Source organism: Paenibacillus mucilaginosus 3016 (assembly GCF_000250655.1).
GTDB lineage: Bacteria > Bacillota > Bacilli > Paenibacillales > NBRC-103111 > Paenibacillus_G > Paenibacillus_G mucilaginosus.
Genome location: NC_016935.1, coordinates 6,149,990 through 6,173,056 on the forward strand (window position 1 = coordinate 6,149,990; position 23,067 = coordinate 6,173,056).

Annotated in this window: 24 protein-coding genes and 2 pseudogenes; all 26 read right to left on the bottom strand. The window is 56.4% G+C overall.

Annotated features, from left to right (window positions below):
• Positions 1 to 40: 40 nt before the first annotated feature.
• Positions 41 to 595, bottom strand: a complete 555-nt coding sequence (frr, locus tag PM3016_RS25100) for a ribosome recycling factor (RefSeq protein ID WP_013919459.1) — start codon at positions 593 to 595, stop codon at positions 41 to 43.
• A gap of 3 nt (positions 596 to 598) precedes the next feature.
• Positions 599 to 1,321: a UMP kinase gene (gene pyrH / locus PM3016_RS25105; protein ID WP_013919460.1), complete on the bottom strand. Its 723-nt coding sequence runs from the start codon at positions 1,319 to 1,321 to the stop codon at positions 599 to 601.
• Positions 1,322 to 1,441: 120 nt separating this feature from the next.
• A complete protein-coding gene (tsf, locus tag PM3016_RS25110) occupies positions 1,442 to 2,092 on the bottom strand; it encodes a translation elongation factor Ts (RefSeq protein ID WP_013919461.1) in 651 nt (216 codons plus the stop codon).
• 96 nt (positions 2,093 to 2,188) lie between these two features.
• Complete coding sequence (gene rpsB, locus PM3016_RS25115; protein ID WP_013919462.1) at positions 2,189 to 2,887, bottom strand: 30S ribosomal protein S2; 699 nt, start codon at positions 2,885 to 2,887, stop codon at positions 2,189 to 2,191.
• A 237-nt stretch (positions 2,888 to 3,124) separates the two neighbouring features.
• Entirely contained in the window at positions 3,125 to 3,631 is a 507-nt protein-coding gene (locus tag PM3016_RS25120) for a hypothetical protein (protein ID WP_014371407.1), read from the bottom strand.
• Positions 3,624 to 4,271 (bottom strand): hypothetical protein, encoded by a 648-nt coding sequence (locus PM3016_RS25125; protein ID WP_148279706.1) that lies wholly within the window; start codon positions 4,269 to 4,271, stop codon positions 3,624 to 3,626. Before PM3016_RS25125 ends, PM3016_RS25120 begins: the two co-directional genes overlap by 8 nt.
• A gap of 67 nt (positions 4,272 to 4,338) precedes the next feature.
• On the bottom strand, positions 4,339 to 4,665 hold the full coding sequence (locus PM3016_RS25130) for a hypothetical protein (RefSeq protein WP_014371409.1): 327 nt from the start codon (positions 4,663 to 4,665) through the stop codon (positions 4,339 to 4,341).
• A gap of 51 nt (positions 4,666 to 4,716) precedes the next feature.
• Entirely contained in the window at positions 4,717 to 6,126 is a 1,410-nt protein-coding gene (locus PM3016_RS25135) for a DUF342 domain-containing protein (protein ID WP_013919466.1), read from the bottom strand.
• A gap of 40 nt (positions 6,127 to 6,166) precedes the next feature.
• Positions 6,167 to 6,948 (bottom strand): annotated as a pseudogene (locus PM3016_RS25140) (FliA/WhiG family RNA polymerase sigma factor).
• A gap of 17 nt (positions 6,949 to 6,965) precedes the next feature.
• Positions 6,966 to 7,397 carry a hypothetical protein gene (locus PM3016_RS25145; protein WP_014371410.1) on the bottom strand — a complete coding sequence of 144 codons (432 nt, stop codon included), beginning with the start codon at positions 7,395 to 7,397 and terminating at the stop codon, positions 6,966 to 6,968.
• A gap of 2 nt (positions 7,398 to 7,399) precedes the next feature.
• Entirely contained in the window at positions 7,400 to 7,894 is a 495-nt protein-coding gene (locus PM3016_RS25150; protein WP_013919469.1) for a chemotaxis protein CheD, read from the bottom strand.
• Positions 7,891 to 8,511 (bottom strand): chemotaxis protein CheC, encoded by a 621-nt coding sequence (locus PM3016_RS25155; protein ID WP_013919470.1) that lies wholly within the window; start codon positions 8,509 to 8,511, stop codon positions 7,891 to 7,893. The genes PM3016_RS25150 and PM3016_RS25155 overlap by 4 nt, the downstream gene beginning before the upstream one ends.
• Before the next feature lie 6 nt (positions 8,512 to 8,517).
• Positions 8,518 to 8,979, bottom strand: a complete 462-nt coding sequence (locus PM3016_RS25160; protein WP_013919471.1) for a chemotaxis protein CheW — start codon at positions 8,977 to 8,979, stop codon at positions 8,518 to 8,520.
• 50 nt (positions 8,980 to 9,029) lie between these two features.
• Entirely contained in the window at positions 9,030 to 11,102 is a 2,073-nt protein-coding gene (locus tag PM3016_RS25165) for a chemotaxis protein CheA (RefSeq protein ID WP_014371411.1), read from the bottom strand.
• 48 nt (positions 11,103 to 11,150) lie between these two features.
• Entirely contained in the window at positions 11,151 to 12,308 is a 1,158-nt protein-coding gene (locus PM3016_RS25170) for a protein-glutamate methylesterase/protein-glutamine glutaminase (protein WP_013919473.1), read from the bottom strand.
• Positions 12,309 to 12,358: 50 nt separating this feature from the next.
• Positions 12,359 to 13,231, bottom strand: coding sequence for a MinD/ParA family protein (locus PM3016_RS25175; RefSeq protein WP_013919474.1), 873 nt, complete (start codon positions 13,229 to 13,231; stop codon positions 12,359 to 12,361).
• Positions 13,224 to 14,551, bottom strand: a pseudogene (gene flhF / locus PM3016_RS25180) (flagellar biosynthesis protein FlhF). The gene PM3016_RS25175 and the pseudogene flhF overlap by 8 nt, the downstream one beginning before the upstream one ends.
• Positions 14,548 to 16,581: a flagellar biosynthesis protein FlhA gene (gene flhA / locus PM3016_RS25185; protein ID WP_013919476.1), complete on the bottom strand. Its 2,034-nt coding sequence runs from the start codon at positions 16,579 to 16,581 to the stop codon at positions 14,548 to 14,550. The pseudogene flhF and the gene flhA overlap by 4 nt, the downstream one beginning before the upstream one ends.
• Before the next feature lie 35 nt (positions 16,582 to 16,616).
• Positions 16,617 to 17,711 carry a flagellar biosynthesis protein FlhB gene (gene flhB, locus PM3016_RS25190; protein ID WP_014371413.1) on the bottom strand — a complete coding sequence of 365 codons (1,095 nt, stop codon included), beginning with the start codon at positions 17,709 to 17,711 and terminating at the stop codon, positions 16,617 to 16,619.
• 21 nt (positions 17,712 to 17,732) lie between these two features.
• Positions 17,733 to 18,527: a flagellar biosynthetic protein FliR gene (gene fliR, locus PM3016_RS25195; RefSeq protein ID WP_014371414.1), complete on the bottom strand. Its 795-nt coding sequence runs from the start codon at positions 18,525 to 18,527 to the stop codon at positions 17,733 to 17,735.
• A gap of 12 nt (positions 18,528 to 18,539) precedes the next feature.
• Positions 18,540 to 18,809, bottom strand: a complete 270-nt coding sequence (fliQ, locus tag PM3016_RS25200) for a flagellar biosynthesis protein FliQ (protein ID WP_013919479.1) — start codon at positions 18,807 to 18,809, stop codon at positions 18,540 to 18,542.
• 24 nt (positions 18,810 to 18,833) lie between these two features.
• On the bottom strand, positions 18,834 to 19,601 hold the full coding sequence (gene fliP / locus PM3016_RS25205) for a flagellar type III secretion system pore protein FliP (RefSeq protein ID WP_013919480.1): 768 nt from the start codon (positions 19,599 to 19,601) through the stop codon (positions 18,834 to 18,836).
• Positions 19,594 to 20,088 (bottom strand): flagellar biosynthetic protein FliO, encoded by a 495-nt coding sequence (locus PM3016_RS25210; protein ID WP_014652160.1) that lies wholly within the window; start codon positions 20,086 to 20,088, stop codon positions 19,594 to 19,596. The genes fliP and PM3016_RS25210 overlap by 8 nt, the downstream gene beginning before the upstream one ends.
• 242 nt (positions 20,089 to 20,330) lie before the next feature.
• Entirely contained in the window at positions 20,331 to 20,693 is a 363-nt protein-coding gene (locus tag PM3016_RS25215) for a response regulator (RefSeq protein ID WP_013919482.1), read from the bottom strand.
• A 37-nt stretch (positions 20,694 to 20,730) separates the two neighbouring features.
• Positions 20,731 to 22,068, bottom strand: a complete 1,338-nt coding sequence (gene fliY / locus PM3016_RS25220) for a flagellar motor switch phosphatase FliY (RefSeq protein WP_013919483.1) — start codon at positions 22,066 to 22,068, stop codon at positions 20,731 to 20,733.
• Positions 22,058 to 23,056, bottom strand: a complete 999-nt coding sequence (gene fliM, locus PM3016_RS25225) for a flagellar motor switch protein FliM (RefSeq protein WP_013919484.1) — start codon at positions 23,054 to 23,056, stop codon at positions 22,058 to 22,060. Before fliM ends, fliY begins: the two co-directional genes overlap by 11 nt.
• Between the last annotated feature and the right edge of the window lie 11 nt (positions 23,057 to 23,067).

A 23,067-nucleotide genomic window follows, 5' to 3' on the forward strand; every position in this document is an offset into this window, starting at 1 on the left:
AAAGACTAAAGCCCCCTAAAAAATAGGGGGTCTTCACCAATTATACTTCCATAATTTCCTTTTCCTTCGCGGCCAGAACCTTATCCACTTCGGCAATGTGCTTATCGGTCATCTTCTGAATCTCTTCCTGGTGTCCACGGGACTCGTCTTCCGAGATGCCGTTCTTCTCCAGCTTCTTGATGTCGTCATTGGCATCGCGGCGGATGTTGCGGATCGCCACCTTGGCTTCCTCGCCGGCCTTCTTGGTCATCTTCACCAGATCCGCACGGCGTTCTTCCGTCAGGGCCGGGATAACGATCCGGATTGAGCTGCCGTCATTCGATGGCGTCAGCCCCAGGTCCGACTTCATGATTGCCTTCTCGATCGCCGCTACCGAACCCTTATCCCAAGGCTGAATCATCAGCGTGCGGGAATCCGGGGTGTTGATGTTGGCGAGCTGGTTCACCGGCGTCATCGCGCCGTAATATTCGACCTGAATCCGGTCGAGCAGGGCTGGCGTCGCGCGTCCCGCACGAAGGGAGGCAAGCTCCTTCTTCAGGGCGCCGATCGCCTTTTCCATGCGGTCTTCGGCATTCTTCTTGATCGATTGGGGCATTGCTTATACACTCCTTACAATCGTACCGATCTTCTCTCCCTGCACCACACGCTTAATATTGCCGCTTTCGGTGATGGAGAATACGATCAGCGGGATATTGTTGTCCATGCACAATGAGGATGCGGTTGAATCCATGACGCCGAGGTTCTTGTTGAGTACTTCGAGGTAGGTCAGCGTGTCGTACTTGATCGCCGTGCTGTCCTTGAACGGATCGGCACTGTAGACGCCGTCGACTTTGTTCTTTGCCATGAGGATGACTTCGGCTTCGATCTCAGCGGCACGCAGTGCGGCCGTGGTATCGGTCGAGAAGAACGGGTTGCCTGTGCCTGCGGCAAAAATAACGACCCGGCCTTTCTCCAAGTGACGGATCGCCCGTCTGCGTATGTACGGCTCCGCTACCTGCTGCATCGTGATCGACGACTGCACCCGGGTCGGAACTCCAATCGTTTCGAGGGCATCCTGTAAAGCCAGCGAGTTCATTACGGTAGCCAGCATCCCCATATAATCCGCAGTTGCGCGGTCAATCCCTTTCGAGCTTCCGGCAATTCCGCGCCAGATGTTGCCGCCGCCTACGACAATGGCGACCTCCACCTTCAGGTCCACTACTTCTTTCACCTGCTGCGCGATGGAAGTGATGACTTCCGAATCAATGCCGTACCCCTGCTGTCCAGCGAGCGCTTCGCCGCTAAGTTTCAATACGACTCTTTTATAAGTGGGATGTTCCAAGCTCCATAACCTCCGTTTCGGTCTCCTACCCGCATTCTCTATTCCTTGCTTCTATAGTCTATAGTTAGAAAAGAAGGAACACAAAATACGTGTTCCGTCTCTTCTACCTTCTATAGCGTCTTACAGCTTCACTTGGGACATAACTTCCTCAGCGAAGTTCTCTTGCTTCTTCTCAAGGCCTTCGCCGAGTTCGAAACGGGCGAAGCGGCGGATCGAGATGTTCTCGCCGATCGTGGAGATCTTCTCGTTCAGCAGAGCGGAGATCGTCTTGTCCGGATCCTTGATGAAGGACTGCTCCATGAGGCAGAACTCTTCATAGTATTTGCTCATGCGGCCTTCAACCATCTTGTCGACGATATGAGCCGGCTTGCCTTCGTTGAGGGCTTGGGCTTTCAGGATTTCGCGCTCCTTGTCGAGAGCTTCCTGCGGCACTTCTTCGCGGCGGACATAAGTCGGATTAGCCGCTGCGATCTGCATAGCGATGTCACGAACGAAAGCGCGGAACTGCTCGGTCTTCGCAACGAAGTCCGTTTCACAGTTTACTTCTACGAGCACGCCAACGCGGCCGCCGCCGTGGATGTAGGATTCAACAACACCCTCGGTAGCAATACGGCCTGCTTTGTTTGCTGCCGCAGCAAGACCTTTCTCACGGAGAATTTCGGAAGCTTTCGTCAGATCGCCGCCTGCCTCTTCCAGTGCTTTCTTGCAATCGAGCATGCCTGCTCCTGTTTTTTCGCGCAACTCTTTAACCGATGCTGCATTTACCGCCATGATGTGGCCTCCTCTTAAAAAGTATATGTACTCCCAAAAAAAGGGCGGTGAAAGGATTTTGCACCTTTAAACCACCCTTTTCTTATTCATGACATGTTAAGCTGTCGTCTGTTCGCCTTGGTGTGCTTCGATAACAGCGTCGGCAATTTTAGCTGTGAGCAGCTTTACTGCACGGATCGCGTCGTCGTTACCCGGAATGACGTAGTCAATCTCGTCCGGATCGCAGTTCGTGTCTACGATACCAACGATTGGGATACCAAGCTTGCGAGCTTCCGCAACGGCGATACGCTCTTTGCGCGGGTCGATTACGAACAGTGCGCTTGGCAGACCTTTCATATGGGAGATACCGCCAAGGAACTTCTCGAGGCGATCTTTCTCTTTGCGGAGAATGATAACTTCTTTCTTAGGCAGCACTTCGAACGTGCCGTCCTGCTCCCACTTCTCGAGCGTGTGCAGACGGTCGATCCGCTTCTGGATCGTTTGGAAGTTGGTCAGCGTGCCGCCGAGCCAACGCTGGTTGATGTAGAACATGCCGCAGCGCTCAGCTTCTTCCTTAACGGAATCTTGAGCTTGCTTTTTCGTACCTACGAACAGGATTGTCCCGTTCTCGCCGGCTACGGATTTGACGAAGTTATAAGCTTCCTCAACCTTTTTAACCGTTTTTTGCAGGTCGATAATGTAAATGCCGTTTCTTTCAGTGAAGATGTATCTGTCCATCTTTGGGTTCCAGCGACGGGTCTGGTGACCGAAGTGTACCCCAGCTTCAAGAAGCTGTTTCATGGAGATAACTGCCATCCTCACACACCTCCTCTAAGTTTGGTTTTTTGTGTGAATTCCTCCGCTGATCTCATCTTCACGATGAAACTCCCGCAAGCGGAAGCACCCTCATCGGAATTAATCATGCGTGTGGATTTTTAACACCGACAACTACTATAACACAAGAGCCCAGCGTATGCAACTCCTGGGGAATGTAGAACTCTCCGCCCCTTCCCGGGACAAAAAAAACGGCCCTCCGCTGCCGGAAGTCCGTTCTTACTGGCCGGTGATGGCGGCAAGCACCTGATCGAGGGTCTGCGGTCCTTTGAACACATGAACGCCGATCTTGACCTTCTCGTTGAGCCCCCGGTTGTTCATCTCCGTAAGAAAGGCGTTCTTGTCCGCGATGACGCCGCTGGTGACAAGCATATCGCCCACCTGCGATACGACAGTCCCTGGGAAGACATAGATATAGGTCTCCTTGACCGCATCGGCCGGAGCCGGCGCAGGAGCAGGCTGTGCGGCGGCCAGCTTCTGCCGCTCTTCCTCCACCTTTTGCTGTACCGTCTGGTCAAGCTGGGCCTGGTCATATACCGCTTCTTCCTTCTCGTATACCTTGAAGTGCTGCAGGGCGAGCTCCTTGATCTGCGCTTTGTCGAGGGGCGCCGCTTCCTGCGGCATCACCGTCTGCGGGTTCGCCACCGTATTCATAAGCTCCAGCAGCAGAGCCCCCGCCATGAGTCCCAGCCCCAGGCCGTACAACAGGGATTTGTTCTTAAGCATGGGTTTTCTCCTCCTGTTTGGCCAGCTGCAGAATCAGGTGGATCTCCCCTTTGTTCAGTCCGAGCTTCTTGGCGATGGCATCGGTGGATTTGCCCTGCTCATACAAGCGGAAGAGCTCCTCGTACCGGTCCTTGATGTTCTTCGGCGCCGGAGGCGGCTCGGGTGCCGCCTCCCCGCCGTCCGGCTGCAGCGCCTGCAGCTCGAGCGGATGCAGGGCCGATGCGGGGTCCTGCGGGAGGATCATCTGCCCCCCGGCAGGCGGAGCTGAAGCGGGCACCTGCGGAGGAGGGGCCGCCGCGAAGGAGACGCCTCCTCTGTGCTCCTCCTTGTGCTGCTCCTGGGCGAAGGATACCCGGCTCAGCTCCTGCTGAAGCGCTGCATTCTGCTTCTCCAGCGCTTCCACCCGGGAGGCGAGGCGGACATACTGCATCTCGTTCTCCTTCTTCGTCTCGGCGAACATGGCGATGAGCGCCTGGTTCTGCTCCTCGAGCTCGGCGGCAAAATGATCCATCGCCTCTTCCATTTCACCGACCATGCCGCCGCTGTCCCTGGCCGCGCCGCCTGGAGCCTTCGGAATGATTTTGGCATACACCACCAGCACCAAACCCAGCAGAACGATATACATCCATGGTTGATCCATAACCTATCACCTAATTTCACGCGGAATACGCTGCGCTGACAGCGGTCTCACTTTTCGAAAACGCTTCTTATAAGGATAGGTCAATATGATGACCTTTAAACGGGTGATCTCCCCGCACCGGCTCCCTTTTCTCCTGCGCCTGCTCCTTACCGCCGCGCCCACGGCCGCGCGCCCCTCCGGAACGCCGTTCTTTCGGCAGCTCCCCGTGTATACCGCTCCCGTGGGCCTGCTCGGCCGCGGCGGAAACCTGCCGTTCCTTGACCGTTGTCTTCTCCGCCTGCTGGCCAAGCGCCATCTGATCCGTTACAGGCCTTCGGGAGAGCTCCTGCTGCTTGACGCTAACCTCGTCATTCTTATGTAGGGCCATGTGGAGCTCCACCGGCTTGATACTCAATCCAATCGCCTCCTTCGGTTATGGAGGGCTTGCGGACGGCGGACGGCCCCTTTAGACAATCGGGATCATGGCAATATCGCCGTCCTGAAGCATAAACCTTACCCGCTGCGCCGTATCTTTGACAAACTTCGTATACCGGCCGATCACGATCTTGGTGCCGCTGTAAACATAGGACAAAGCCTCTACCCGTGCGCGTTCCGAATCTTCGAGGGATTTCTCGATATCCATGATCCGCCGCTTGCAGGCGTTCAGCTCGTCGACTCCCTGCTTCTTCGTATGGTTGAGCTTGATGCGCATGCTCATCTTGTCGGGGCTGAGCTGTCCGGCGGCGGCCAGCTGGTCCAGAAGGGACAGCGCCTTGTCGGTCTTGTCCAGGTTCTCCATGTACACCTTCAGCTGCGAGCGCAGCTGCTGAAGCTCATTGCGCAGCTCCGGAAGCACGCCGACTTCAAAGCTCGTGGGCGTCGACATCGAGTTGCCGATCGTCCGGGCCGCCACGCGCTCGCCCGCCTGGATCATCCCGCCGACGATGAGGCCCTTGGAGCCCATGCAGACCACCTGCCGGCCCGCGCGGACCTGGGAATGCATGATGCTCTGGGTAATGAGCACCTCTTCCCCCGCTTCGATCACGGCATCCTGGACGAACGAGCTTTTGACCCGGCCGCCCGCGCGGATCAGGCCTTTGTTGTGGCCGAGAATGCCCGCGTTGATCTCGATCGAGCCGTCCGCTTCGAGGTCCGCCGCCTCCACACTGCCCGTGATCCGGATATCGCCGGCCGCCTTGACGCGGAAGCCCGGCAGTACGTTGCCGCGGATGACAACGGTTCCCACAAAGTCGATATTCCCGACGTTGTAATCAATGTCCCCGTTAACTTCGTAGACGGGAAACACATTGATCTTGTCCCGGTCGGTCTTCGAAACCATGCCGTCGATGGCCGCATACATCGCGAGCTGATCCGGATCGGTGACGACATTCTTGCCGATCTTGAACCGCGCTTCCTTGCCGTCTTTGCCGAACAGGGGCTCACCGGTGACGGCGCGTCCCTCTGTACTTTTAACCGCAGGAAGACGTTCGGCAATCAGCTGCCCTCGGCGAACATTGTGGATAGCGGTCACTTCCTTGTAATCCACCGTGCCGTCCTCGAGCTCCAGCGGGCGCTTCGAACGGTCGTCGAGATCGAACAGCATGCGGATGCTGCCGTCCTCGCCGTTCTTCGGCGCATCGCCTGCCGCGATCACCGTTTTGGACAAAAAGAAGCTCTGCGGATGCTTCACAATCTCGGCGATCTGCTTCTCATCGACGCCGTAGACGATATGGTTCGCTTCAAGAAGCTCCGCAAACTGTTCATTCGTTACTGAGAACGACTCGTCAGCATTCGAAAACTGCACGTAAGCCGTCAGCTTGTCGTCGGATACCGTAATGTCCATATAATAGGACAGGGGCATCGTCTGGTCGTTCATTCCTCATTCCCCGCTTCCCATCCTGGAGATCTTTGCTCTGCTAGTCCTGGAACAATTGATCCTTGTGGCGTCCCAATGCTCCTCTGAGTCTCAAGATTGCCTTCGAGTGCAGCTGCGATATTCTGGATGGGGACAAACTCATGACTTCGGCAATCTCGCTCAAAGACAATTCTTCAAAGTAGAAAAGAGAGACGACGATGCGCTCCTTCTCCGTCAGTTTCTCGATGGCCTTGGCCAGCGTTTCCTTCAGATGAAGCTCGTTCACCTTGGATTCCGGATTCTTCGCTTTCTCGTCCACAAGCAGCGAGAGGCGCGTCTCGGAGTCTTCTTCGCGGATCGGGTCGTCGATCGAACAAACCGCCGTTACCGCAATATCCTGAACCATCTGCTGAAACTCCGACTCGCTTACATTGAGGTATTCGCTCATTTCGGAGTCGGTTACCGAACGCATGTATTTCTGCTCGAGCTTCTGATATGCGTCCTCCACCTTCTTGGCCTTCTCGCGGATCAACGGGGCACCCAGTCGCCCTGCCGGAGACCGTCGATGATCGCACCGCGGATGCGCCAGGAAGCATACGTTTCGAATTGCAGCCCGCGCTCGTAGTCGAACTTCTCGATGGCATCGATCAGACCCATGACGCCGAAGCTCGCGAGATCTTCCTTCGCCACATTCTTGGGCAGTCCGATGGACAGCCGGCTCGAGACATAATCGACCAGCGGAAGGTACGATTCGATCAGGGTCTGCTTGGCTGTCGGGATCTTTTGTTCTCTCCACTGCTTCCAAATCTCAATGTTGGCCAGATGGGATTTTTGAGTGATCATGATTGGTTGTCACCATCCTATTCTTCAGACATTTGGCGTACCGCTTGGGCTAACTCTTCGGGTGTCGGCTGTACTTTCGTCGAGAGCTTCGGCGGCTTCAGAGGAGCGAATCCCTGATCCGGCGGTGCGGAGGCGTTCATGCTTCCCTTCAGCATCTGGTGCAGTTCCTGATCCTCGTCCGGGGTCATGGCATCGAAGGCCTGTCCTTTGGAGGACTCCTCCGGCGCGGCGTCCAGCATCACCGGGGGCTGCGGTGCGGTCAGGCTGTTCAGGCCGGCGAACGTGCCGAGCAGCCATCTGCAGGCGAAGACGAGCAGAAACAGAATGATAAAACTGTAACAGCTGCGCACGAAGGTGGTCAACCATATGTTGTTGGGAATGGAGAGCACAAAAGTAATAATAAAGGCCGCTACTCCGGTATATAAGTTCCAGCGCAATGTTCCGATCATATCTACAGTTCCTTCACTCCGTGTTGTACGCTGCGAATGCTCAGCAGGCCGGTTTCACAGTTGAATTCGATGGTTCTTCCGAAGTTGCCCCCGGTGTCTTCCGCTTTCAGCGGAATGCGGTACTGGTTCAATATGGCCTTGCAGGATTCCACATTGCGCGGTCCGATTCTCATCGTCTCGGACTGCGTACCGAAGGAGAACATCTGTGCCCCGCCGGCCATCTTGGCTTCCATCCGCCGTACCTGGGCACCGAGCTTTTCCATTTGGCGGATCATCTCCGGCAGGGCCGTGTCCGCATATTTGGCAATGTTGAGCGTGCCTTCCCTGGCAATGTCGGAGGAGGGCAGCATCACATGGGCCATGCCGGCCACCTTCGCCGTGCTGTCAAAGAGTGTCAGGCCGACGCAGGATCCCAGACCCGTTGTTTTGAGCACCCCGGTCAGGTGCGCCACATTCAGGTCGGCCATCCCCACTTTAATGAGGTTGTCCTGGATCATGGAGCCCCCACTCCCAGCGCCTGAAAGATTTTGGGGAACGATTCGGGATCCGGGATCAGGAAGAAATGGCCTTCCACTTCTTCTTTTCCGTCCAGGAACTTCGTATCGATGAGCAGGGCCTGATCGCCCATTTCCCCGAACTGGAGGAGTCCATAGCCCAGAATCGCCCCCGCCATGTCAATGGCCAGCGACGGTACCGTGGGCTGCATGTTCAGCTTCGTGAAATCGGCCAGCGAGGACAGATAGGACCCTGCCATGATGTTGCCGATCTCGTTCAGCGCCGACATTTCCATATCGGTATATCCTTCGTCGCTCACCACTTCGATGCCGGCCAGGCTCTTCAGGAGCTTCTTTGCCGATTCCAGTGTAAGAATGAAGAACAGGTTGCCCGGCGTCTCTCCTTCCACCCGGAGAAAGATGGCGATGACGATCGCCTCCGCCCCACCGACACTGTCGGCCACTTCTTCGAAAGGAACCATCCGCACCTTGGGCACCAGCATATCGACCGGCTTGTCCATCAGCTTGGACAAGGCCGTGGCCGCGTGCCCGGCTCCGATATTACCGACTTCCCGGAGCACATCCATCTGAAAGTCGGCGAACGATCTGAAGGTATCCAAACTTATCTACTCCTCTATGTTATCCAATTGGACGATCTCATTCTTGCTCAGCACTTCCTTGAGATTGAGGAGAATCAGCAGACGGTGCTCGCCGACCTTGGCGATGCCCTGCAGATACTTGGCTTTGATGCCGCCCACAATCTCCGGCGGATCATCGATGAGCTCAGGATCGACGTCGATGACGTCATTCGCCGAGTCGACGATCATGCCGACTTCCAGGTCTTCCACACCTACGATAATGATGCGGGAGTTATCCGTATACTGCGTCTCGGGAAAGCCGAACCGGCCGCGAAGATCGATAACCGGCGTAACCACACCGCGCAGATTGATGACGCCTTTGACAAATCCGGGAGTCTTGGGTACGCGAGTCAGCGGCTGCATGCGCTCGATGGTTCTCACCTTTTCGACTTCTACTCCGTACTCCTCATCCGCCAGTGCGAATACGATGACTTTCAATTCCTGACTCATGCTTTCGGCCTCCTTAAGGTTGAGCTCTCATGCACTCCGCAAGTATTACTTTATTTGAAAAGCGCATTAGTGTCTATGATTAATGCTACTTGTCCGTCACCCAAAATCGTGGCCCCGGACACCGCAAACAGGTTCGTCAGATACTTGCCGAGCGACTTCAGGACGATCTCCTGCTGCCCGATAAATTCGTTGACCGCGAGCGCCGCCAGCTTCTCACCCTTGCGGATGACCACCATCTGGATCTCGTCTTCCGTCAGGTCGCTGCCGCCAGGTACATCGAACAGATCGGCGAGCGGAATGAGCGGGATGACGCTGGTGCGGTATTCCACCATCGGGTTGCCGTGGACGCTGCGCAGCTGCTCTCTGCGAATGGCCATCGTCTCGACGATGGAAGTCAGCGGAATCGCATACTTCTCGCCTTGAATCCGGATGAGCATCGCGGAGATGATCGAGAGGGTCAGCGGCAGCTGGACGGACCACTTGGAGCCTTTGCCGAGCTTGGCATCGACATGGACGTGTCCGCCGAGGCTTTCGATCTTCGTCTTGACGACGTCAAGCCCTACGCCGCGGCCGGAAATATCCGAAATTTTGTCCGCTGTAGAGAACCCCGGAGCGAACAGAAGCTGGTACACTTCCTCGTCGGAGAGCCGTGCGGACTGCTCCTGCGTCACGACGCCGTTCTGGATCGCCTTGGACAGCACCTTCTCGCGGTTGATCCCCCGGCCGTCATCTTCAATCTCGATGAAGACATGGTTGCCGCTGTGATAAGCGCGAAGGTGGATCGTTCCCGTCTCGGGCTTGCCCAGGGAGACGCGCTCGGCATACGGCTCAATGCCGTGGTCTACCGCGTTGCGCAGCAGGTGAACCAGCGGGTCGCCGATCTCGTCGACGACGGTACGGTCGAGTTCGGTTTCCGCTCCGGTAATGATGAGATCGACCTTCTTGTCGAGAGTCTTCGCCACATCGCGGATCATCCGCGGGAACCGGTTGAATACGGTGTCGACCGGAACCATCCGGAGCTTCAGCACGATGTTCTGCAGGTCTGTGGATACCCGTGCCATATGCTCGACGGTTTCGGTGAGCTCGTTCTTGTGGATCTCGCTGGCCAGCTGTTCGAGCCGTACCCGGTCGATCAGCAGCTCGCTGAAGAGGTTCATGAGCATATCGAGGCGCTCGATATCGACACGGATGGTCCGGTTCGCCACCGGAGCACCGCCGCCGGCAGGCTTCTTCGTCTCAGCCGCGGGCGCTGCCGCTTTCGGCGCTTCCTCGGCTGCAGGGACCGGTGCCGCAGCTGCCAGCGCCTGGACCGCTTCCGGTTCGGCCGGCTTCATGAACTCGGCCAGCTTGTCCTTATCGAGGGAGACCAGATCGACCTTGTCGATTTCGGACACGCCCGCGACCTGCTTGTGCAGCAGTTCTTTGTCCAGCTGGGAGACATAATACACCGTGAAGGAGTTCTCGAAGCGCTCCTGCTCAATGTCTTCCACGGAAGGCGTGGACTTGATCACTTCACCGTTCTCTTCCAGCACGTTGAAGACCATATAAGCACGGGCCGCTTTCAGGACGCAGTCCTGGCGGACGGACACTTCCATCCGGTAAGCGGGCATTCCGGTTTCGATCGATTGATTGAGAATGCTGAACTGGAATTCATCCAGTTCGCTGCCTTTGGCGCCTTGGGCTCCTGCGGCTTCGGGGCTCTTCGCTGCGGCTGGGACCTCCGCCGCTCCGCCCTTCTTGTAATCGCCGGACACGATGGACTTGAGCGCTACTACGATATCGGTTACATCGGCCTTGCCCGTCCCGCCCTGGATCACATCCTCCACCATCGATTCCAGGGAATCCAGACTCTTGAAGATGCAGTCAAAAATGAAGGAATCCATCTTCAGCTTGTTGTTGCGGACAAGGTCGAGCACATTCTCCATCTCATGGGTAAGCGAAGCCAAATCCTCAAAGCCCATGGTGGCGGACATCCCTTTCAGCGTATGGGCCGAACGGAAAATATGCTGAACGATACTGATATCTTCAGGGCTTGCCTCCAAGCTGAGCAGATGCTCGTTCATCGCCTGCAGATGATCCCTTGACTCATCGATAAACATCGAGAGATATTGATTCATTTCCATAACCACACCTCCAAGAAGAATAGAAATTTATGTAACCCAGTCGGGGGATCAGCGTCCCACGGATTGGATCAGCATGCCCGCAATCTGCTGTTGGGGCACTACATGCATCACACAGCCGAGCTCCACGGCCGCACGGGGCATGCCGTAGACCACACAGGTCTCCTCCGATTCGGCGATCGTTGTGATTGCGCCGGCCTGCTTCAGCGCCTGCATTCCCTTGGCGCCGTCCGCCCCCATACCGGTCATGATCACGATATGGCGCTTCAGCTCCTTGAGCGGCAGAAGCGACTCGAACATCGTGTCGACCGAAGGACGGTGGCCGCCGCGGGGCTCGTCTTTGGAGAGGTGGATCTTGTAAGACTGGGTGCCGTTGCGGGCTACGGTCATATGGTAGCCGCCCGGGGCCACGTAAGCGGTCCCCCGTTCGAGCACCATGCCGTTCTCCGCTTCCACCACCGTCAGCTTCGAGATCGAATCGAGGCGCTGGGCCAGCGACTTGGTAAAATTCGGAGGCATATGCTGCACGATCAGCACCGGAGCCGGATAGTGATCCGGCATATCCGAGAGCACCTGGTGCAGCGCGCGCGGCCCGCCGGTGGACGTGCCGATCGCCACCAGGTGATCGAAGGTCTGCACGCCCGCTCCGGCGGAACGGATCCGCTCCGGCGGTTTGGCCGCCGGCGTCTCTGTCCGCATAGGCGGCACCGGAGGCGCGGCGGCGGCAGGCGTTCTGGATGCAGGCGGCGCGGCCTGGGCCGCAGAGGCCGTTCGCGAGCTCCAGGATATGCCGGTTACCGGCCTCACCTTGGCTTTAACGGCCGTATGCAGCTTCTCGAGCAGCAGCGCCTTCACTTTGTGCAGATCCAGCGAGATGGATCCCGAAGGCTTGCCGACGAAGTCGAAAGCCCCCCATTCCAGGGCCCGGATCGTCTCCGCCGCCCCTTCCTGGGTCAGGGAGCTCAGCATAATCACGGGAACCGGATGGTCCTTCATAATGGCCTTGAGCGCTTCCAGCCCGTTCATCTCCGGCATCTCTATATCGAGTGTGACGGCGTGCGGCTTCAGCTTTTTGACCATCTCCACGCCTTCCCTGCCGTTCTTGGCGGCTCCGACGACCCGGAACGCCGGGTCCTCGGAGATCAGGTCGGTGATGATCTTGCGCATGAATACCGAATCGTCCACAACCAATATGTCATACGGCGGCATATTTCCACTCCCTTTGGATTGGATGCTCTGACGGCTGCCTGAGGGCAGGCTTACTGCTTCAGCATCTTCATCATTTTGCTCAGGAAGCCCTTGATGGCTCCCCTCTCCTGCTGTGCCGGGATATGACCCGCAATGAAATCGTCCGCCAAATCGTTAATGGATTTGGATGCTGCACTGTCCGGGAAGGCCACGGTGAACGGCACCTGCTTCTTGACGGCTTTGGATACCGAACTGTCATCCACCACGTAGCCGAGCGTCGGAATGTCCAGACTTAAGAATTGTTTGGCTACCATGCTGATTTTATCCGCCGTCTGCCGGCCTTCCCGCCAATCGGTCACCCGGTTCACCACGAGCTTGAACGGGATCTGGTAATTCATCGAGTTCACCATCTTGATGATCGCATACGCATCGGTGATTGATGTCGGCTCCGGTGTCGTTACGACAATCGTCTCCTGGGCCGCCACGATGAACTTCAGGGTTTCCTTGGAAAGTCCGGCGCCCGTATCGAAGATAATGACGTCCACATGGCCGTTAAGCTGCTCCACCTGGGCGGCGAAATAATCGAGCTGCTCGTCCGAGAGACGGATCAGGTCATTGAAGCCCGAGCCTCCTGCAATAAACTGCAGGTCGTTATACCCCGTATGGATGATTTCCCAGATGGTCTTCTCTCTTTTGAGCAGATGATACAAGCTGTACTTAGGGGAAACCCCCATGAGCACATCAATGTTCGCAAGACCAATATCGGCATCGAAGACGAGAACCTTAAGTCCTTTTTTCTGAAGCGCGAGAGCGAAGTTCAGCGTAAAGTTCGATTTGCCCACGCCGCCCTTGCCGCTCGTTACGGTGATGATCCGCGTCGCTCTGTCATTCGCCGTCTCTTGGGTCTTAATGAGATTCCGCAGTCCTTGTGCCTGATCATTCATGGTTGTTATCCTCCAGAATCCTGTCGATCATGCGCAGCTCATCGAGTTCTTCAATATCGTCCGGTACGTTCTGTCCATTGGCGATATAGGAGGTCTGAAGGCCGAAATCCCGGATCAGATTGACGATGGCGCCGAAGGAGTCCGTTTCGTCCATTTTGGTGAAGAGCACCTTGTCCAGCTTGAATTTGCTGAAGTTGCTCGTGATGACTTTCATATCTTTATATTTGGTGGTCAGGCTGAGTACGAGGAAGGTCTCGCTTTGTCCGCCCGACTTCAGCAGCGCGTTCAGCTCGGACACATACATTTCGTTGCGGAAATTGCGGCCGGCCGTATCCATGAAGATCAGATCTCGGTCCTTGAGGTTCTCGAAAGCCTTGCTTAGATCCAGTGGCGAGAATACCACCTCCAGCGGCACGTTCAGGATCGTCGCGTACGTCTTCAGCTGCTCTACGGCGGCAATCCGGTACGTGTCGGAGGTGATAAAGCCGACTTTGCGGTGATGCTTCAGCACCTGCTCGGCCGCCAGCTTCGCGATCGTGGTCGTCTTGCCGACGCCGGTCGGGCCGACGAAATGCGCGATACGCGAGTCCCGGCGGATAGCTTTCGTCCCCTTGGGCTGCATGAACTCTATAAGCTGCCGGCGGACCGACGCCAGAACGAACGCTTCGGTCAGCGGCTTCGGCTCATCCGCAGCCTCGGCCTCTTCGAGAACCTGACCCATGAGCTGCTTCACGAGCAGCGGGTCCACTTCCTGCTCGAGCAGGCGCTGCTCGATCGTCTCCACTGCCGGATCCGACGGAATTTGCAGCGCCTGGTGCAGGGAGAGCTTCTTCATCATCTCTTTCATCTCGCGAAGCTCGCCCAGCATGTCCTCATCCGCCGGGGCCTTCTTCGGAGCCGCTTGCGTTGGTGCAGGTGCCTGGGCAGCCGGCCCCTGCGCCGCCCGCGGAGCAGGGGCTGGGGGAGCCGGAGGCAGGACATCCGGTACGTCGGGAAACGACAGCGCCGCTTCGTGCCGTTCAGCCTGCTGCGGTGCGCTGGCACCGTAGGCGGATGCGACACTCGATCTCGGAGCGGTCGCCACAGGGGCGGCCGGCTTCGGCATCGTAGCGACGCCGGAAGGTGCAGCGGACGGAGTACCGCCGGGGGAAGCGGTATCCGTCGCTGCGATGACTTCAATCTCTTTTTTGTGAACATCCCGAGGAACCCGCCGGAGCGGATCTCCTTGGTATTGATAATGACAGCGTCTTTGCCGAGATCCGTCCGGATCTTCTGAAGCGCATCCGGCATGGAATCCACTACATAACGTTTTACTCTCATAAGTTCACAACCCCCATGCTTTGGATTTCGACATTAGGCTCAAGCTCGCTGTAGGACAATACCGGAATATCCTGCATTGTGCGCTCCAGCAGCTGCCGCAGATACATCCGGATCGTAGGCGATGTCAGCACCACCGGCTGCTGTCCGGCTTGGAGAAGCTTCGTGACCTGATCGCTGATCCGCTGGTAAATCACCTGCGTGGACGCCGGGTCCAGCGCCAGGTAGCTGCCCTGATCGGACTGCTGCACGGACTCCGCAATCTTCTTCTCGAGGCTTGGGCCGACGGTGATGACTTTCAGGGAATCGCCGGCCGCCGCAAACTGCTGGGTGATCTGTCTCGAAAGGGCCTGTCTGACGTACTCGGCCAGGATCTCGTGATCTTTGGTGTATGTGCCATAATCGGCAAGTGTCTCTAATATGGTAACCAAATCCCGCACCGATATTTTTTCACGAAGCAGTTTGACCAAAACTTTCTGTACGTCGCCGATCGACAGGACGTTCGGAATGAGGTCGTCGACCAGTGCCGGGTACGTTTCGCGCACGTTCTCGATGAGCGCCTTCGTCTCCTGACGGCCGAGCAGCTCGTGGGCGTGCTTCTTGATGATCTCGGTGAGGTGGGTCGCCACCACGGACGGAGGATCGACCACCGTATAACCGGACAGCTCGGCGCGCTCCTTCGTGGCCTCGTCGATCCACAGGGCCGGAAGCCCGAATGCCGGCTCCAGCGTGTCGATTCCCGTGATCGAATCGTCGTCGTAACCCGGGCTCATCGCCAGGTAGTGGTTCAGCAGCAGATCGCCTCTGGCCACCATGTTGCCTTTGATCTTGATTACATACTCGTTAGGCCGCAGCTGGATGTTGTCGCGGATCCGGATGACCGGAACGACCACACCAAGCTCCAGGGCGCACTGGCGGCGGATCAGAATGATCCGGTCGAGCAGGTCGCCGCCCTGCTGGGTATCGGCCAGCGGAATGAGTCCGTAGCCGAATTCGAACTCGATCGGATCCACCTGCAGCAGCGAGATGACGCTCTCGGGGCTGCGCACTTCTTCGATCTGCTGTTCTTCCTCGAGCTGCACATCCGCCATTTCCTTCTTCGCCGCATTCTTCTGCAGCTTGTTCGCCGCGAAGGCAAGCAGAGCTGCGATCGGCAGCGTCACGGTCAGGTGGATCGGGGTAAAGATACCGAGCCCGGCCACCGTACCGGCGATGATGTAGAGCAGCTTCGGATAAGCCGTCATCTGCTTCGTCAGGTCATGCGCCAGGTTCCCTTCGGAGTTGGCACGGGTTACGATGATACCTGCAGCTGTCGAAATGAGGAGCGCCGGGATCTGCGATACGAGACCGTCACCGATCGTCATTAATGAATACAGTTTTCCCGCTTCGGACAGGGACATTCCTTTCATCGTCATCCCGATGACGAGACCGCCGAGGATGTTGATGAAGAGCATGATGATGCCTGCGATCGCGTCCCCTTTCACGAACTTACTCGCACCGTCCATCGCTCCGTAGAAATCTGCTTCACGCGAGATTTTCTCACGGCGTTCCTTCGCCTGGGTTTCGTTGATGAGACCCGCATTCAGGTCGGCATCGATCGCCATCTGCTTCCCCGGCATCGCATCGAGCGTAAATCTCGCCGCCACTTCCGCTACGCGCTCGGAGCCTTTGGTGATCACGATAAACTGCACAAGCACCAGAATGATAAAGATAACGAAACCGACGACGAGGTTGCCTCCCGCCACGAACGATCCGAACGTCATGACGACGTTACCGGCATCGGCATTGGCGAGAATATTACGCGTGGTGGACACGTTGAGAGCCAGCCGGAACAAGGTGGTGATGAGCAGAAGGGCCGGGAAAATGGAGAACTCCAGCGCTTCCTTCGTGTTCATCCCGATCAAAATAATTCCGAGCGCAATGGATATATTAATAATGAGAAGGACATCAAGCAGCCAGATCGGCAGCGGCACCACCATCATCAGGATAATGCCGATCACGCCGACCAGAACCACTAGGTCTTTGGGTTTCATGGCTTTGCCCCCTTCTATTCCTTACCCGGATCGGGTTAGTTCGCCTTGCCTTTCATCTTATACACGTAAGCGAGAACTTCGGCCACTGCCTGGAACATATCGCCCGGAATCGGTTCCCCGATCTCTACCTGCGCATAGAGCGCACGGGCCAGCGGACGGTTCTCCATGATCATCACGCCGTGCTCCTTGGCTTTCTCACGGATCTTGAGGGCCATGAAATCGGTACCTTTGGCAATCACCGAAGGAGCGCCCATCTTCGACGCGTCGTACTGGATCGCCACCGCGAAGTGGGTCGGGTTCGTGATGATGACGTCCGCTTTGGGCACGTCCTGCATCATCCGCTGCATCGCCATACGGCGCTGCTTCTCGCGGATCTTCCCTTTGATATGAGGGTCACCCTCGGTCTTCTTATATTCATCCTTGATATCCTGCTTTGACATCCGCAGGGTCTTGGCGTGGTCATAACGCTGATACATATAATCGAAGAGCGCCAGCCCGATGAGAATACCGCCGATCTTGATGCCGAGCATCATCGTAACGGAGGAAGAGTAGAGTACGATCTCCTCCATCGGCAGATGCGCCAGCTGCATAATATTCGAGCGCTCGTTCATGAGCGTGTTATAGACAACGATACCGATAATGGTCATCTTCAGAACCGACTTCAGAAAATCAACCGCGGCACGGGCCGAAAAGAGCTTTTTCACGCCTTCGATCGGGTTGATCTTATTAAACTGCATCTTGAGCCCTTCTCCCGTAACCAGAAAGCCGACCTGCATATAGTTGCTCGCCACAGCGATCAGCAGAGTCGCCCCCAGGATCGGCCCGAGAATGAACATCATTTCGACCATAACTTTCTCTACAAGAACCATAACATTGTCGAGTGACAAATTCATTAGGAGGTAATCGCTAAAGATGGTACGAAAAAGTCCGATTAGATGTTCTTTCATAAATCCGCCGAACAGATAAAAGGTCAAGAAGGAGAAGAACAAGATAAAGGCGGCCGAGAGGTCCATACTTTTGGCGACCTGCCCTTTCTTTCGGGCATCCTGCTTTTTCTTCGGAGTTGCAGCTTCGGTCTTCTCTCCGGAGAACAGCTGCAGATCCAGTCTCAATCGATGCGTTGCAGCCATGCGGGTTACCCCCTCCATTCCTCAGCTTTTACCTGGCGCGGCCGTGAACAGGCCGAAGAATTTGCCCATCGAATCCAGCATCTTGCTGAACAAATCCTTGAAGATCATTTCATACCCCGGGAACAACACCACCAGAAGAATGAATCCCAGAAGCATCTTGACCGGAAGCCCGATCACGAAAATGTTGAACTGCGGCGCCACACGTGCCAGCAGACCCAGCCCGACGTCGGTGAGGAACAGCGCCACAACCAAAGGGGCCGCCATCTGAAACGATAAGGCGAACACCGTAGTGAAGGTAGTCACCATGAACTCGGACAGCTGTCCGTTGTACGCTTTAGCGAACATGTCGTTGCTGAGAGGCACCCATTCGTAGCTTCTCATGATCGCTTCAAGCAGGTAATGATGTCCGTCGAATCCCAGAAACAGCAGCAGGGCGATCATATATTTCAGGTTGCCGATGAGCGGGCTCTGGGTCCCCGTCAGCGGGTCGATCACGTTCGACATCCCGAACCCGATCGAAATATCGATGAACGATCCTGCGATCTGCAGAACCGAGATGAACATGTAGGCGATAAAACCGAGGCACAATCCGACGAGCACCTCGCGGACCAGGGTCAGGACAAAAAGGGAATCCATCGCCACAGGCGATCCCGTACCCGTGCCGACGAAGGCGATGAAGGCCACGAAGAACGAGAGGCCGATCTTCATCTGTGCCGGAACGTTCTGTGCCGAGAAGATGGGTGCAATCACGAAGAAGGACGTCACCCGGCAGAAATACAGGAGAAACCCAGGGAGATTCGCTGCGAGCCAATCCATCCTACCCACAACCTATCCGACGTATTTGTGAAGGTTACTCATGAGGTTGTACGTAAAATCCACGAGCGTGGTCATGATCCACGGACCGAAGACCAGCATGGCAAGAAGTACGATGACGATCTTAGGAACGAACGCCAGCGTCTGCTCTTGGATCTGCGTGGTCGCTTGGAAGACCGAGATGACGAGGCCTACGACCAGAGCAAGCACGAGCATGGGGGCGCTGGCCTTCAAGGTAATGTATACCGCCTCACCAGCCAACCGAATAACGAATTCCGAACTCATGCGGCCACCTCCTTGAGCGTCTGTCTATGCATTATAACTGAGCAGAAGTGACCTTACAATGAGGTACCAACCATCCACCAGTATGAACAATAATATCTTAAATGGAAGCGAAATCATGACCGGCGGCAGCATCATCATCCCCATCGCCATGAGCGTACTTGCAATGACCATATCAATGACAAGAAAGGGAATGAAGATCATAAAACCCATCTGAAAAGCCGTCTTGAGCTCACTGATGGCATAAGCCGGCACGAGTGCCGTAAGCGGCGTATCCTCCACTCCGGTCGGCGGAGCCGCCTTGGAGTAATCGAGGAAAAGCTTCAAATCTTTCTCTCTCGTATGCTTGAACATGAACCTCTTCATGGACACGGCTGCTGTATTCAGCGCCTGCGTCTGGCTCAGCTCCCCGCGCATATACGGCTGCAGGGCCGTCTGGTTCACTTCACCGAACGTTGGAGCCATGATGAAGAAGGTCAGGAAGAGCGCGAGTCCGATCAGCACCTGGTTCGGCGGCATCGCCTGCGTCCCCAGCGAGGTGCGGACGAAGCTCAGTACGATGATGATCCGGGTGAAGCTTGTCATGAGGACCAGGATCGCCGGTGCGATGCTGAGGACCGAGATGAGCAGCAGGATCATGACCGTGTTGGAACCGCCCTGCGGCGTATTGGCCGCCCCGCCGATATCGATGTCGATGCCGGGGATCGGATCGGCCGCATAAGCCTGTCCGCCTGCCAGCGGAAGCAGGACTGCGAGCGCCAGAAGCATCAACAGCAGCTGTTTCTTGTTATTCATCTTGGTTTTTCCCATGTTTATCATTCAACCGTTCTGCATTGGAATCTTGGTTCATCATCTCTTCCATCATCTGCTTGCGGCCGGCCAATCCCTGCATCTTGCTGTGGAACACCTGCTGGAATGTGGCGGTCACATCAACCTCTTCCTCTTCCACCGGATCCTTGCGAAGCTTCTTGAGCCAGTTCAGCGCCGATTCGAAGCCCGGAGCCGCGAACGTTTGATTCGTGCTCATCATCTCTGTGATGGACGCGACCTCCGCCTCATCCACGATCTTCTCGAGCAGCTGGATGTTCTCGCCTACGCCAACGATGTAAAGCGAGCTGCCGATCTCGACGATCTGGATCGATTTGTTCTGTCCGAGCGGGAGTCCTCCGAGTGAGCGGAGCGCCCTTCCGGCCATCCATGTATTTCTTTTGGCGAGAACCTTCATGATCAAGAAAAAGATGCCGATAATAATGATAAGAAAGAAGATCACCTTGAGTATCATAACGAGGGTGTCCCCTCCGCCTCCGGCTGCCGGAGCGAAAGGGTCCGCAGCCTCCGGTGCCGAAGCATCGGGGGCCGTGGGCCCTATTTCCGCTGCTGCGGAACAAACAGCAGCGGTTGCTGCTGCTGTCTGTGCTCCGAGTGTCATGATCATCAGTAGCAGTTTGGCCGTGAGTCCTCTCAACATCCCCACATCCTTTTACCCGATTGTGCTTCTGCTTCGCAGGCTCTCCGCATGCCTCATTAGCCGAGTGTTTTCTTGATCGCTTCGATAACGCGGTCAGCCTGGAACGGCTTCACGATGAAGTCCTTCGCTCCCGCCTGGATCGCGTCGATAACCATCGCCTGCTGGCCCATGGCCGAACACATGATCACTTTGGCGCCGCCGTCGAGCTTCTTGATTTCCTTGAGTGCCTGGATGCCGTCCATCTCAGGCATGGTGATGTCCATCGTCACGAGGTCCGGCTTCAGCTCTTTGAACTTCTCAAGCGCCTGCGCACCGTCGTTGGCTTCCCCTACAACTTCATAACCGTTCTTGGAGAGGATATCGCGGATCATCATTCTCATAAAAGCTGCGTCGTCAACAATCAGAATTCGGTTTGCCATAGTATGCAGTCCTCCTAGGGGATCTTAATAATGTTTTTTAGAGATTCAGTTTTTGCAGGCGGTCCATTTGGTTCACAATGTCGGTGACACGGACACCGAAGTTCTCGTCGATTACGACAACCTCGCCTTTGGCAATCAATTTATTATTAACCAGAATATCAACCGGCTCACCCGCCAATTTATCCAGTTCAATAATCGAACCTTGGGACAGCTCCAGAATGTCCTTGATGACTTTGTTCGTACGGCCGAGCTCCACCGTAACCTTCAGCGGAATATCAAGCAGCAGATTCAGGTTCGTATCGTCGGCCTGCATCATGTTCGGCGCCTGGAAGGACGTGAACTGGGCCGGCTGGACATTCACATTGCGGCCTGCCGGCATGCCGTAAGCGGCCGGCTGCGGCGGATACATCGGTGCGCCCATCGGCGGGTACATCGGCGGCTGGCCGTAGCCCGGCTGGCCGTAAGGCTGCTGCGGCATCATCGGCGGCTGCATGGAGGCTGCCGGCTGGCCGTACGCGTCGTAGCCCGGATAAGCCGGCTGCGGAGGCGCTGCGTGCGCTGCCGCCGGTGCGGCTGCGGCCGGCGCATGTGCCGGTGCCGGTGCGGCCGCCGGTGCTGCATGGGCTGCTGCCGGTGCAGGAGCCGCTGCGGCTGCCACTTCCTCGGTGGAGCCCCCGCCCATCAGGATGTTGACCATATCCTTGGCGAACGCGACCGGGAGCAGCTGCATGATGTTCGAATCGATCAGGTCGCCGATTGTCAGGCGGAAAGAAATCTTGATGAAGACATCTTCCTGCGGGATCGTGGTCATGTCCTGACCTTCCGATAAGTTTATTATGTCGACACCCGGTGGAGAAATATTTACAAAGCGATTAAAAATCGTGGACATCGACGTCGCCGAGGAGCCCATCATCTGGTTCATCGCTTCCTGGACCGCACTGACGTGGATCTCGGTCAGCTCTTCCTCTGCCACATTTGTGCCGTCTCCGCCCATCATTAGGTTCGCAATGACCTGGGCGTCGATCTTTTTGATGACTAGCAGGTTAATGCCGTCAAACCCGTCGACATAATTGACGTTGATCGCCACGTGCGGCTTCGGAAACTCCATCATGAGGTCGTCGCGGGCAATCACGGAGACCTTCGGCGTCGTGATGTCGACTTTCTTGCCGAGCAGCGTGGACAGAGCGGTTGCGGCGCTGCCGAAGGTAATGTTCCCGATCTCGCCGAGGGCATCCTGCTCCAGGGAGGTCAGATATTCTTCGGTGATCGGCGCGAAGCCGGAACCGGAGGTGCCGCCTTCATCGGATCCATTATCCGAAGACTGTTTGAGCAGAGCGTCGATCTCTTCTTGGGACAAGTAATCTTTATTCGTCATTCTCTTCCACTCCTTCGTTTACAATTTCACTGATTTGCACGGCCAGCTTCCCTTTGGCGGTTCCCGGTGTCCCGTAGAACTTCAATTTCTCTCCGATGCGGATATCGAGCGGCTGATCTACGGACTTGGTAAGGGGGATAACATCTCCGGCATTCAGATTCAGAAATTCTCCGACGGATATGGTGGAGGTTCCCAGCTCTGCAATAATCGGCAGCTTCGCTTTATGAACCCTCGACTGCAAAGCGGCCTGTTCTTCCGGTGCGCTGGTCTTCTTCTGGGAGACGAACCAGTGGTGCACGGACAATCTCGGCATGATCGGCTCGATGACCACGTGCGGGATACACAGGTTAATCATCCCTGTTGTGTCGCCGATCTTCGTGCTGAGCGAGATCAGGGCGATCGTCTCGTTCGGGGAGACGATCTGCATGAACTGCGGGTTGGTCTCCAGCGCCTCAAGTCTAGGCTCCAGATCAATGACCGTCTTCCAGGCTTCCTGCAGGCTCTCGAACGCCCGGGCGAAGATCCGCTCCATGACGATCGTCTCAATCTCCGTCAGCGCGTTAATCTTGGACGGGCTTGTTCCCGCCCCGCCCAGAAGGCGGTCCAGCATCGCGAAGGCTACGTTCGGGTGAACCTCAAGCACCATCCGTCCTTCGAGCGGCTCGGCCTCGAAGATATTGAGGATCGTCATCTTCGGAATGGAGCGGATGAACTCGTCGTAAGGCAGCTGCTCGACCTGTACGACGTTAATCTGTACGAAGGTGCGAAGCTGTGCCGAAAAGTAAGTCGTCAAGTATCTTGCAAAGTTCTCGTGGATCCGCGTCAAGCTGCGGATATGGTCTTTGGAGAAGCGGACGGCTCTTTTGAAGTCATAGGCGCGAACCTTCTTCTGCGTCTCTTCCTTCTTGAGCTCCTCCGCATCCATCTCTCCAGAGGAAAGCGCCGCGAGCAGGGCGTCAATCTCATTCTGAGAAAGCACATCAACCATGAGCGTCACCT